The following is an 11,926-nucleotide window of genomic DNA, read 5'->3' on the forward strand; positions in this document are numbered from 1 at the left end:
TGCACGACGATGCAGGCGCTCTCGCAGATGGCGTTCGCGCTGATCGGCATCGCCGCGTTCAGCCTGTATGCGACGCACGAATCGGTCGCGCACCTGCGCACGCCCGCGCTGATCGCCACCGGCGTGCTCGGCGCCCTCGCCGCGCTGTTCTACGTCGCGCAGCGGCGCGGGCTGTTCGGCCGCGGCCTGCGTCTCGCGTCGAAACTGCTCGGCCCGCGCGACTGGTCATCGCTGGCCACCCGTGCCGACGCGATCGACGACGCGGTCGGCGCGCTGTACCGCGATCGTGCGAAGGTCGCGAAGACGTTCGCATTGAGTCTCGTCGGCTGGATCGTCGGCACCGCGGAAGTGTGGCTCGCGCTGCACTTCCTCGGGCACCCGGTGAGCTGGCTCGACGCGCTGCTGCTCGAGAGCGTCGGCCAGGCCATTCGTGGCGCGGCCTTCGCGATCCCGGGCTCGCTCGGCGCGCAGGAAGGCGGCTACCTGCTTCTCGCGCCGCTGGTCGGACTGCCGCCCGACGCGGCGCTCGCGCTGTCGCTTGCGAAACGCGCGCGCGAACTCGCGCTCGGCCTGCCCGGCCTGCTCTATCTGCATTTCAGTGAAAGAAACTGGCAGCGGCGCCGTGCGCCGCAGCCGCTCGCCGACTGATCGTTCAGATCCGCCGGCTTTTTGGTTGGAGAACCCATGCGAGCCATCATTCTTGCGGCAGGCCTCGGCTTGCGCCTGCAACAACCGCCCGAGGCGCAGTTCCCGAAGTGCCTGCTGCGCTTCGACGACGTGTCGCTGCTCGAGCGCCATCTGCGCGTACTCGATGCCGCGGGCGTCGACGAGATCGTGCTCGGGCTGGGCTTCCAGCACGAGAAGGTCGAGCAGGAATTGAAGCGTCTCGGCCGCCAGGCCGAGATCGTGATCAACGACCGCTACGACCTCGGCAGCGTGCTGACCGTGCATACCGTCGCCGAGGCGATGACGCGCGGCGGCGACGTGCTGCTGATGGACGCCGACGTGCTGTATGACGAGAACATCCTGCACGCGCTGGTGGCCGATTCCGACAAGGCGGTCGACCGCCTGCTGATCGACCGCGACTTCGAGGCCGGCGACGAACCCGTCAAGCTGTGCCTGAAGAACGGCGTGCCGGTCGAGCTGCGCAAGCAGCTCGCGGTCGACCTCGAGTACGACACGATCGGCGAATCGGTCGGCTTCTTCCGCTTCACCGAAGGCACCGCGCGCCGCCTCGCGACGATCGTCGCGGGCTACGTCGACAGCGGCCGCGCGAACATGCCGCACGAGGAAGCCGTGCGCGACCTGCTGCTCGAAGGCGGTCATTCGTTCGACGTCGCCGACGTCACCGGCTCGCCGTGGATCGAGATCGACTTCCCGAACGACGTCGCTCGCGCCACGCAAGAAATCCTCCCCCTGATTCAACGCACCACCGCAGGAGTCGCACGATGAACGCACGCGAACCCAATTTCACCGAATCGCGCAGCGCGCGCCTGCGCCGCATGCTCGTCAGCAGCGACCTCGAATTCCTGATGGAAGCGCACAACGGCCTGTCCGCGCGGATCGTCCGCGAAGCCGGCTTCAAGGGCATCTGGGCATCGGGCCTCGCGATCTCCGCGCAGTTCGGCGTGCGTGACAACAACGAAGCCAGCTGGACCCAGGTGGTCGACGTGCTCGAATTCATGGCGGACGCGAGCGACCTGCCGATCCTGCTCGACGGCGACACCGGCTACGGCAACTTCAACAACGTGCGCCGCCTCGTGAAGAAGCTCGAGCAGCGCGGCATCGCCGGCGTCTGCATCGAGGACAAGCAGTTCCCGAAGACCAACAGCTTCATCGGCGGCGAGCGCCAGCCGCTCGCGGAAATCGACGAGTTCTGCGGCAAGATCAAGGCCGGCAAGGATTCGCAGACCGATCCCGACTTCTCGATCGTCGCGCGTGTCGAAGCGCTGATCGCCGGCTGGGGGATGGACGAGGCACTGCGCCGCGCGAACGCGTATGCGGAAGCCGGCGCGGACGCGATCCTGATCCACAGCAAGCTGTCGCGCCCGGACGAGATCCTGCAGTTCGCGCGTGAATGGAGCGGCAAGGCGCCGCTCGTGATCGTGCCGACCAAGTACTACAGCACGCCGACCGACGTGTTCCGCCAGGCCGGCATCAGCACCGTGATCTGGGCGAACCACCTGATCCGCGCGTCGGCATCCGCGATGCAGGCGACTGCACGCGAGATCCACGAGAGCGAAACGCTGATCAACGTCGAAGACCGCGTTGCATCGGTCAACGAGATCTTCCGCCTGCAGGACGCCGACGAGTACTCGGCGGCCGAGCGTATCTACCTGTCGTCGTCGTCGCGCGCGTCGAACGCGGCGATCGTGCTGGCAGCCAGCCGCGGCAAGGGCCTCGAAGCCGTGACCGAAGACAAGCCGAAGGTCATGCTGCCGGTCGCCGGCAAGCCGCTGCTGCGCTGGCTCGTCGACGGCTTCAAGACGCACGGCGTGAACGACATCACCGTGGTCGGCGGCTATCGCGCCGATGCGATCGACACGTCGGGCATCAAGCTCGTCGTCAACGAACGCCATGCACAAACGGGCGAGCTCGCATCGCTCGCGTGCGCGGCCGAACGCCTGACCGGCGACACCGTGATCTCGTACGGCGACCTGCTGTTCCGCAGCTACATCGTGCGCGACCTCGCGGAGAGCGAGGCCGAGTTCAGCGTGGTGGTCGATTCGTCGCTGACGGAGACCAACCAGAGCGTGCGCGATTTCGCGCTCTGCTCGGCGGAAGACGATCGCGGCCTGTTCGGCCAGAAGACCTACCTGCAACGCGTCTCGAGCGACGTCGCCGCAGGCACGCCGCACGGCCGCTGGATCGGCCTGCTGAACGTGCGCGGCGCCGGTGTCGACCGCCTGAAGGCGATGCTCGCGACGCTGCAGGCGCGTCCTGATTTCGACACGCTCGACATCCCGTCGCTGCTCAACGAGCTGATCGCCGCCGGCGAGAAGATCGAGGTGCAGTACGTGCACGGCCACTGGCGCGGCGTCAACGATCTCGAAGACTTCCGCCGCGCGGGCGACTTCGCGCACGGTCAAACGCCGCTGTCCGAACCGGGTGCCGGCAACGGGGGCGCGCAATGATCGAAGCGGCCCAGTTCGTCGAGGCCGCGCGCGAGCGCGGCTTCGACTGGTACGCGGGCGTGCCCTGCTCGTACCTGACGCCGTTCATCAATTACGTGCTGCAGGACCCGACGCTGAATTACGTGTCGGCCGCGAACGAAGGCGACGCGGTCGCGCTGATCGCGGGCGCGACGCTCGGCGGCAAGCGCGGGATCGCGATGATGCAGAACTCGGGGCTCGGCAACGCGGTGAGCCCGCTCACGTCGCTCACGTGGACGTTCCGCCTGCCGCAGTTGCTGATCGTCACGTGGCGCGGCCAGCCGGGCGTGGCCGACGAGCCGCAGCACGCGCTGATGGGCCCGATCACGCCCGCGATGCTCGACACGATGGAGATCCCGTGGGAGACGTTCCCGACCGACCCGGAACAGGTCGGCCCGGCACTCGACCGTGCGATCGCGCACATGGACGCGACGGGCCGCCCGTACGCGCTCGTGATGCAGAAAGGCAGCGTCGCGCCGTATGAGCTGAAGGCGAACCCGGCCGCGAAGCCGCGCGCGCATGTCGCTGCGCAATCGGCGACACGTGCCGAATCGCCTGCCGCGTGGCCGACCCGCCAGGACGCGCTGCAGCGCGTGATCGCGCACACGCCGGTCGATTCGACCGTCGTGCTCGCGTCGACCGGCTTCTGCGGCCGCGAACTCTACGCAATCGACGATCGTCCGAACCAGCTGTACATGGTCGGCTCGATGGGTTGTGTGACGCCGATGGCGCTCGGCCTCGCGCTCGCGCGCCCCGACCTGCGCGTGGTCGCGGTCGACGGCGACGGCGCCGCGCTGATGCGCATGGGCGTGTTCGCGACGCTGGGTACCTACGGCCCGGCGAACCTCACGCACGTGCTGCTCGACAACGGCGCGCACGAATCGACGGGTGGCCAGGCCACCGTGTCGCAACATGTTTCGTTCGCGGGTGTTGCTGCCGCGTGCGGATATGCGTCGGCGGTCGAAGGCGATACGCTCGACGTGCTCGATACGGCGCTTGCCGCGCCGGCCGACGGTGCGCAGTTCGTGCGTCTGGCGATCCGCACCGGCGTGCCCGACGGCCTGCCCCGCCCGACCGTCACGCCGGTCGAGGTCAAGAATCGTCTGATGCGGCACATCGGCGCCGCGCAGACCGAAGCCCACGTTGAAGGAGCCCATTGATGCTGCTGCTGAACCCCGGCCCGGTCACGCTCACCGAACGCGTGCGCCGCAGCCTGCTGCAACCCGATCTGTGCCATCGCGAAAGCGAATTCTTCGATCTGCAGGATGAGGCGCGTGCGCGTCTCGTCGCCGCGTATGAACTCGATCCGGCTGAGTGGACGGCCGTGCTGATGACGGGGTCGGGCACGGCCGCGGTCGAAAGCATGATCGCGGCGCTCGTGCCGAAGGACGGCAAGCTGCTCGTGATCGAGAACGGCGTGTATGGCGAGCGGATCACGCAGATCGCGACGCAGTATGGAATCGCGCATGATGTGCTCAAGCATGAGTGGATGCAGGCGCCTGATCTCGCGCAGATTGGTGCGAAGCTCGATGCGGGTGGATATTCGCACGTCGCGGTGATTCATCATGAAACGACGACGGGTCGCCTGAACGATCTCGGTGCGATTGCCGAGGTCTGCCGCTCGCGTGGCGTGAAAATGCTCGTTGATGGTGTGAGCAGCTTCGGCGCGGAAGCGATCGATTTCGCCGGTGGCGATATCGATGCCGTTGCCGCGACCGCGAACAAGTGCCTGCACGGCGTGCCGGGCGCAGCGTTCGTAATCGTGCGCCGCCGTGCGCTCGCGAAGGCCGCAAGCCGTACCTACTACCTCGACCTCGGTCGTCTGGCGAAGCTGCAGGATCAGCGGAATACGCCGTTTACGCCTTCCGTGCACGCGTACTACGCGCTCGTCGAGGCGCTGCGTGAGTTCGATGAGGCTGGCGGCTGGCGTGCGCGGCATGCGCATTACAAGGCGCTGGCTGATCAGGCGCAAGCCGGGCTTGCCGCGCGCGGGATGCCGCTGGTGCTGGCGGAAGGTGAATCGTCGGTTGTGCTGCGTGCGTACCGGTTGCCGCAAGGGGTGACGTACGAGACGCTGCACGACGGGCTGAAGGCACGTGGCTTCGTGATCTACGCGGGGCAAGGCGGGCTGTCGAAGGAACTGTTCCGCATCTCGACGATGGGCGCGATTCAGGCGGCTGATGTCGATCGGTTGCTGGAGGGGTTCACGGCACTGACGCGGTAAGCGTTCGCCCGTCCCTTCAGTTGTCGACGAAAGGCCCGCAAGGGCCTTTTTTTATTCTCCTCGGATTTCTCGAAAACACCGGCCCCCATTGCCGGCGTTCGGCCAGCTCCGGCTATTCGACACGTGCCGTCAATTCCCGACGTGTTCTCGTCACTCATCTCGACGCGTATCCTTGCGATAATCCGTAGGACTACTGCCAGTCCAATGTTTGAACGCACGACAAAAACCGGTAGCGTCGGAAAAGCCAAGATCAAATGCCAGCACGGCCACGCTGGTGTTCGAATTTGTCAGCCGATCGACCGCGATATCCCGCCGCAGTCCGTCTTTCACCTGCTGGAAATGGGTGCCCTCTTCCGCAAATCTACGATTGAGCGTGCGTACAGACGTATGCAACGCCTGCGCGAGCGCCTGTATCGTCAACGGCTGCGCGATATTCCGTTCAAGATACTCGCGCGTTTTGGCAACGATCGAACCATGATGAAATACGCTGAAAGTCCAGGCTCCGGGTGCGGCGTTAAGGAAAGCCCATAGTTCGTGCTTTTCGCGTTTGAACGGCTCGGCACAATCCTGGTACGAGAAATGGATGCTCGTCATCCCGGAATCGAACTGCACCGCCCCGGGAAACAGGAATGCGTAGTCTTCTACGTACCTGGGCCTGGCGAAACCGAACTCGACCCGTTGCAGCGCAAGTTCCCTGCCGAGTAGCCAGGACGCTATGCCGTGAGCCAGTTTCATCATCAACTCATGCCCAAGGGGCGTAACCTGCGTGCCAGGCATCCGCTCAACCAGCGCCAGCCGCACCAGATCATTCTTCGTTGAGATGTGCAACCGGTAGTCATCCAGCAGCAAATTCCAGAAACGAACAAAACGATTGAACACGACCAATACCGTTGGCGCGTCCAGCAGGCTGAGCATCAGGTACTTCAACGTGCCGCCCCTGATTGGCCTGGACCATAGCCCCAGCATCTCGTCATCGAGCGACGCCGCGACCGTCCGATACAACGCGACGTACTGCTGCCGCGTGATTCGTGCATCGGGTTGATTGAGAAGAGACTGCGGGATGGCGGCGCTCGCGAGGACCTGTGCCGTCACGTCTTCTCCGTGACGCGTGCGAACGGCACGCAACATCCCGTGCAGGAAGTGCGCCGAAACAGTCAGGGGACGTTGGCGGGGCAGATTCATGATTGGATCATTATGGCGCGTTTTGCATATTAATTGGCGCGATGTGCGAATTCCTTACCCGCCCCATACCTATACTGACGCGACATCTTCGTGATTTCTGAACTTCGTGATAGTTGTCGGATGGCGCATTGCGCCAATCGCCGGCGGCCTGTCTTCATCGGTCAAAAGAGGAGCACGGTTTGAATACAAGACGCATTGTCGTGACTGGCATGGGTATGGTTTCGCCATTGGGATGCGGAGTCGAATCCGTCTGGAGCCGTCTCCTGAAGGGCCATTCGGGCGTGGTCAGCTTGCCCGACGATGTCACGGACGGAATTGCGTCGAAGGTCGGTGGCGTCGTGCCCGTGCTGACGCCTGACTGTCCATGGGGATTTGATCCTGCCCTCGCTGCAGACCCCAAGGACCAGAAGAAGATGGACCGGTTCAGCCTGTTTGCGCTGGGCGCCGCGCAAGAGGCCTTGAATCAATCCGGGTGGCGACCTGAAACCGAGAGCGCTCGCGAACGAACCGCAACCATCGTCGCGTCTGGCGTGGGCGGGTTCGGTGCAATTGTGGAGGCGGTCAGGATCACTGACGACCGTGGGCCAAGACGGCTTTCTCCCTTCACCGTACCCAGCTTCCTGGCCAACATGGCCGCTGGCCACATCTCCATCCGCCACGGCCTTCGCGGCCCCCTGGGCGCACCGGTTACGGCCTGTGCCGCCAGCGCGCAGGCGATTGGCGACGCAGCGCGCCTGATTCGGGCGGGCGAAGCCGACATTGCCGTGTGCGGTGGCGCGGAGGCCTGCATCGATCGAGTCAGCCTGGGGTCGTTCGCCGCGGCAAGAACCATGTCCACGGGCTTCAATGATCATCCGGTGCAGGCATCTCGCCCGTTCGATGCCGGGCGAGACGGCTTCGTCATGGGAGAAGGCGCCGGCATGCTCGTCATAGAAGAGTTGGAACACGCGCTGCGGCGAGGCGCCACCCCCATCGCCGAAGTACTCGGTTATGGCACGAGCGCCGACGCATACCATATGACGTCGCCGCCCGAGGACGGTGCCGGGGGACGACGCGCGATGGAACTCGCGATTCGGCAGGCGAATCTTGCCCCTGAGCTGATCGGGCATTTGAACGCTCATGCGACGTCCACGCCCGTCGGCGACATCAGCGAGCTGGCGGCCATCAAGACTGTATTTGGATCGGGTCGCGGTCCCGCCGTTTCAGCCACCAAGGCGTCGACAGGACATTTGCTCGGGGCTGCCGGCGGCGTGGAAGCGATTTTCACCGTCCTTGCGCTGCGCGACCAGCTCGCGCCTCCTACGCTGAACCTGACCCAGCCGGACTCCGCAGCTGAAGGCATCGATATTGTCACCGGATCGGCCCGCAGCATATCGACGGAATATGCGATCTCCAACGGCTTTGGTTTTGGGGGCGTCAATGCCAGTCTGGTATTCCGTCGACTTTGATCCGGCTTCAAGCCGAAGGAAACGCTCGAACACCGGCCCCAGCGCCATCATCAGCGAAGGATGCGACGGGCTGCAGGTTCCGCGCGCATCCGTCCACGTTTGCCGATTGAGATCGGGGCTGCGTTGCGCCCGCGAAGCGGGTCCGATACATGTGGCGGCACAGATGCGGTCAAGCACTCGGACGATCTTTCCGCGTGTTGGGGTACGCTTCGGGTCGGTAAGCGACATCCACGACAACCCGTGAAGAACCTGTTCTCATCGTGACCACAAGAATCCTCCGCTTCGCCCCGCTGCTGGCGCTCGTCGCCGCCTCCGCCGCTCACGCCGCCGACAACCAGCCTTGCGGCGACGATACCGTCACCGCCGTCGCCCGCTGGGCCGGCATCGCCAGCGCACGTATTGCCACGCGCGACACGGACCGGCTCGTCGTTGCATCGGCGTGCAAGGTCATGCCGAATGCGCCGGACACGACAATCGCGGCCGTCGCGCTCGATTCGCTGCCGAAGAGCAAGAATCCCGACGATAGCGAAAAGCTGCAGGTCGTCGCGCTCGTCGAAGGCGGCAAGGTCGTGGCGGCTGATAAGTCGGTGGTCCAGGAAGACGCGACGACCGAAATCGGCGAGAACAGCTATCGCATCGATACGGCGCGGTACCAGTTGTCGCCTGACCTGCGCGCATTCGGCGTTGTGTTCACCAGCAGCGCGCGAGGGGCGAGTTGTCCCGATGCCGACGCGGACGGGGAACTGACGCTATGGGTACGTGAAGGCAACCACATCCGTTCGGTATTCGGCACTAACCTCCGCGGGTGGGTCAGTGTCGAAGGCGAATCCTGCGGCCCGGGCGTCGGCGATGCGAGCAGCGAAGAGGCCCGAATGACAGTCGCCGTCGATAAAACGTCGAGCCATGGTTTCGCCGATCTGTCGATCACCGCCCACATCACGAAGACGCAGCGTAAGGACGGCGAATACTCGGATACGGGAAAGCGCACCGCGCGCACGGTCGTCCACTACGACGGCAAGACGTACGGAATCGATATGTTCCGAAACTTCTGGTATTCGCCTGCCGCAATGAAGCGCTTCAAGTAAGGCCCAGGCGGGGCACCGCCCCGCCCGCCTACTCCGCCACCTTCGCGCCGATCGCCTCGCCCGACGCCGGCATCCGCAGCGCGTCGTCCCGCACGCGTCGCGCCTCGCGCGCCGAATATCGATCCTTCAGCCGCAGGAACGGCTTCTCAACGAGGAAATAGCTGGCCGTCGCAGCCATCAGCGCCCACACGATCCCGAGCGGGAACGCATGCGGCACGGCCAGATCCGGATTCGCGAACGGCTGCTGCCACAGATAAAGACTGAACGAGATCGTGCCGACGAACACGACCGGCCGCGTACGCAGCCATCGCGCGCACCAGAACTCATTACGGAAATTCAGCACGACGATCACGATCGCGATCAGCGCGGCTTCGAGCGTCACGCCGTACGTCGCATTCCAGAACCCACCGAGCCGATGTTCGGCAAGCGGCATGCCGATCAGCACGACAACGATGATCGCCGTCACGATACGCGTCTCGCCACGCCACGTACGAATCCACGCTTCAAGCCGCTCACGATTGAGCGACACATAACAGCCGATCAGAATCGGATCGACGCCCGTGTGCAGCATCATCCCGAGTTGCCCGCGCAGCGCGGGCGCAACGAAATACGTCACAGCGCGCACCAGCGGCACGACCAGGATCAACACGGCCAGCCAGCGCGTACCGCCACGGCGCATCCCGTACACGAACAGCAGCGGCCAGAACCAGTAGAACTGTTCCTCGAGCGCAAGCGACCAGAAATGGCCGAGGTACCACGCGCCGTCCGGATGCAGTGTGTTGTCGCCGGTCAGCCCGAACCACGCCGAGTAATTCCACAGGTGCAGCGCCGCATACAGCCACTGCCGGCGGTCGACGTCGAACCAGCCCGCGAAGGCCACGATCGCGACCGCCGCGAGATAGACGTAGCAGGCCGGCCAGATCCGCAGCGCGCGGCGCACGTAGAACGACGTCAGCGCGATGCCACCGGTGCGCGCGAACTCGGCGCGCAACACGTTGGTGATCAGGAAGCCGCTCAGAACGAAAAAGATCAGCACGCCGAGCCGGCCGTCGGCGATCAGCCGCAACGGCGCGTACCAGCCCGTGTAGCCGCCTGGCAGCACGTGCTCGGCATGTCCGATCACCACCATCGCGACCGCGACGGCGCGCAACCCGGTCAACTGCGTGACGCGATGGTTCATCGGCTGGTTTCCGTTGGCACGGTGGATGGGCAGCAGACCGGCGCCCCCGCTTCGGCACGCCGATATGCCGCCGGGATTTTGTATGAAAAATATCGGAATGAAATTGCTTCAAAAATCCCGCTGCCATCCCGACATGCAGGCCGCCCCGGCGGGACGCCCGGGGCGGGTGGCGCTCGGTCGGCCGTTTGCTGCGGCGCAACGCCCCACGGGCCGCAGCAAACTCGCCCCCTTTCACCGATCGGTTTTCTTCTCCAGCAGCCGGACGTTCTGCTGCGCAACCTGGAGATCCTGCAGCCGATCCACCAGTTCCGCGCAGCCCGTCTTGTCCATCTGGAACGACGTGCCGCACATCGGGCAGCGGACCTCGCTGCTGCCGAGAAAATCCGCCAGCGACAACTTCACCCGCCCGCGCGCGCAGACCGGGCACGTGAAACCCGGCGCGTCGTTCAGCATCTTCTCGCTCGTCTTCATGACTCCCTCCTGGCGTGATCGCCACCTTCGCCGGTGGCCTGGGTGCCGGCGCCGCCGACCTGGGTATTCATGCCCAGCAGCGCCAGCAGGTTGCCGATGCCGGCCGGGATGCCGGCCTGCCCGACTTCGACTTTGGCGCCGATGTTCGCCTCGAGAAACGGCGACACGTCCTCGCGCGACTGGCTGCCGGCCTCGGGCCGGCCGCGCGCGAGCATGGCGCTCCAGCGATACCGGCGTGGCGCGTCGTCGTCCGCATCGCCGGGCAGCAGCGGGATCGCGCACGGCGCCTGCACGCGCTCGGCGAGCAGCAGACGCACACCGAAATCGAAGGTCGCGGTCTTCACTTCGAGCAGCGGCAGCGGAATCAGCGACAGCACCGGAACCTGCACGCGGCGCCACTCGGTCTTGTCCTTGCCGACCACTTGTTCGTAGAAGAACGTGATCATCCGCAGTTCGCCGAAGTCGGTGCCGTCCGGGTCGTCCGGTTCGCAGACAATGGACGCGTTCTGCACGAAGCCAAACTCGCGGACGTACCGGACGAACTGGCGCGCCGCCATGAAGTCGGCTTCGATCACGGCCTCGATCGGCGCGGCAAACAAGTACTGCAGATCGACGACGGGGCTGATGGAATCGGTCATGGCATCACTCCGTGACAACCAGTTCGTCGCGCTCGCGGCCGCCTTCGCCGACGAGCACCCACTTGTAGTTGCGCAGCTTCGCGCGCAACGTCAGCGTCTGCACGAATTCGGCCGGAATGCCCTGCAGCGCGGCCGGGTCCAGCGTCACCGCGAGCGACGGCACGCGGGCGGTCTCCGCCTGGATCCCGCGCTGGCGCTCGGCGGCCGCGTCGATCAGGCTGCGCAGCGCCTCCCAGCTCGCGTCGACCGCCGCATCGAACGACGCACGTCCCGCATCCTTGCGATCGCTCACGTCGAACACGTCCGCCAGGCTACCGTCCAGCGACGCGTGGAGCACGTCGAGCAGGCCCGCGCGCAGCGCATCGAGCGACGGCTCCGCGCGACGCATCGCCTGCGTCAGTGCATCGCCGAGCAGCGCGTGCAGGTTGCTGCCCAGCTCGCGTGCGACGCGCGACGAACGCAAGGCGTCGATCCGGTCGCGCAGCGGGTCGGGGCCCTCACCGGCCGCCCCAGCTCGGAAGAGCGCCGGGTGGGGAAAGAGTGTAA

The 11,926-nt window shown here is 65.5% G+C and carries 12 protein-coding genes; 7 read left to right on the top strand and 5 right to left on the bottom strand.

What is annotated here, in order from left to right; translation table 11 throughout:
- The 5 genes from G3O00_RS33870 to G3O00_RS33890 all read left to right on the top strand — a co-directional run.
- Positions 1-648, top strand: a 648-nt coding sequence (locus G3O00_RS33870) for a lysylphosphatidylglycerol synthase domain-containing protein (protein WP_206145596.1), incomplete at its 5' end; no start/stop codon positions are given.
- A 36-nt stretch (positions 649-684) separates the two neighbouring features.
- Positions 685-1,452, top strand: coding sequence for a phosphocholine cytidylyltransferase family protein (locus G3O00_RS33875; protein ID WP_011355512.1), 768 nt, complete (start codon positions 685-687; stop codon positions 1,450-1,452).
- On the top strand, positions 1,449-3,134 hold the full coding sequence (gene aepX, locus G3O00_RS33880) for a phosphoenolpyruvate mutase (RefSeq protein ID WP_174930359.1): 1,686 nt from the start codon (positions 1,449-1,451) through the stop codon (positions 3,132-3,134). The genes G3O00_RS33875 and aepX overlap by 4 nt, the downstream gene beginning before the upstream one ends.
- A complete protein-coding gene (gene aepY / locus G3O00_RS33885; RefSeq protein WP_174930360.1) occupies positions 3,131-4,312 on the top strand; it encodes a phosphonopyruvate decarboxylase in 1,182 nt (393 codons plus the stop codon). Before aepX ends, aepY begins: the two co-directional genes overlap by 4 nt.
- The gene (locus G3O00_RS33890) at positions 4,312-5,376 is read left to right on the top strand and encodes a 2-aminoethylphosphonate aminotransferase (protein WP_206145597.1); all 1,065 of its coding nucleotides are present in this window, start codon (positions 4,312-4,314) and stop codon (positions 5,374-5,376) included. The genes aepY and G3O00_RS33890 overlap by 1 nt, the downstream gene beginning before the upstream one ends.
- A 150-nt stretch (positions 5,377-5,526) precedes the next feature.
- On the opposite strand, the gene G3O00_RS33895 is transcribed toward G3O00_RS33890, so the two are convergent.
- Positions 5,527-6,558, bottom strand: coding sequence for an AraC family transcriptional regulator (locus tag G3O00_RS33895; protein ID WP_206145598.1), 1,032 nt, complete (start codon positions 6,556-6,558; stop codon positions 5,527-5,529).
- 179 nt (positions 6,559-6,737) lie between these two features.
- On the opposite strand from G3O00_RS33895, the gene fabF reads away from it, so the two are divergent.
- Together fabF and G3O00_RS33905 are read left to right on the top strand one after the other, a co-directional pair.
- Positions 6,738-8,006 carry a beta-ketoacyl-ACP synthase II gene (gene fabF / locus G3O00_RS33900; RefSeq protein ID WP_206145599.1) on the top strand — a complete coding sequence of 423 codons (1,269 nt, stop codon included), beginning with the start codon at positions 6,738-6,740 and terminating at the stop codon, positions 8,004-8,006.
- 260 nt (positions 8,007-8,266) lie between these two features.
- Positions 8,267-9,091 carry a multidrug ABC transporter ATPase gene (locus G3O00_RS33905; RefSeq protein ID WP_206145600.1) on the top strand — a complete coding sequence of 275 codons (825 nt, stop codon included), beginning with the start codon at positions 8,267-8,269 and terminating at the stop codon, positions 9,089-9,091.
- Positions 9,092-9,119: 28 nt separating this feature from the next.
- On the opposite strand, the gene G3O00_RS33910 is transcribed toward G3O00_RS33905, so the two are convergent.
- From G3O00_RS33910 to G3O00_RS33925, 4 genes are all read right to left on the bottom strand, one after another.
- Entirely contained in the window at positions 9,120-10,271 is a 1,152-nt protein-coding gene (locus G3O00_RS33910) for an acyltransferase (protein WP_206145601.1), read from the bottom strand.
- Positions 10,272-10,502: 231 nt separating this feature from the next.
- Positions 10,503-10,742 (bottom strand): hypothetical protein, encoded by a 240-nt coding sequence (locus G3O00_RS33915; RefSeq protein ID WP_206145602.1) that lies wholly within the window; start codon positions 10,740-10,742, stop codon positions 10,503-10,505.
- Positions 10,739-11,380 carry a DUF2589 domain-containing protein gene (locus G3O00_RS33920; RefSeq protein ID WP_206145603.1) on the bottom strand — a complete coding sequence of 214 codons (642 nt, stop codon included), beginning with the start codon at positions 11,378-11,380 and terminating at the stop codon, positions 10,739-10,741. Before G3O00_RS33920 ends, G3O00_RS33915 begins: the two co-directional genes overlap by 4 nt.
- A gap of 4 nt (positions 11,381-11,384) precedes the next feature.
- Positions 11,385-11,926: hypothetical protein (locus G3O00_RS33925; protein WP_206145604.1), on the bottom strand; the 542-nt coding region annotated here is incomplete at its 5' end.

The organism is Burkholderia sp. Ac-20384, assembly GCF_017104605.1.
Taxonomy (GTDB): Bacteria; Pseudomonadota; Gammaproteobacteria; order Burkholderiales; family Burkholderiaceae; genus Burkholderia; species Burkholderia lata.

Coding starts and splice junctions, on each gene's coding strand:
- G3O00_RS33875 (WP_011355512.1), top strand. CDS start 685: ATGCGAGCCATCATTCTTGCGGCAGGCCTCGGCTTGCGCCTGCAACAA.
- aepX (WP_174930359.1), top strand. CDS start 1,449: ATGAACGCACGCGAACCCAATTTCACCGAATCGCGCAGCGCGCGCCTG.
- aepY (WP_174930360.1), top strand. CDS start 3,131: ATGATCGAAGCGGCCCAGTTCGTCGAGGCCGCGCGCGAGCGCGGCTTC.
- G3O00_RS33890 (WP_206145597.1), top strand. CDS start 4,312: ATGCTGCTGCTGAACCCCGGCCCGGTCACGCTCACCGAACGCGTGCGC.
- G3O00_RS33895 (WP_206145598.1), bottom strand. CDS start 6,558: ATGAATCTGCCCCGCCAACGTCCCCTGACTGTTTCGGCGCACTTCCTG.
- G3O00_RS33910 (WP_206145601.1), bottom strand. CDS start 10,271: ATGAACCATCGCGTCACGCAGTTGACCGGGTTGCGCGCCGTCGCGGTC.
- G3O00_RS33915 (WP_206145602.1), bottom strand. CDS start 10,742: ATGAAGACGAGCGAGAAGATGCTGAACGACGCGCCGGGTTTCACGTGC.
- G3O00_RS33920 (WP_206145603.1), bottom strand. CDS start 11,380: ATGACCGATTCCATCAGCCCCGTCGTCGATCTGCAGTACTTGTTTGCC.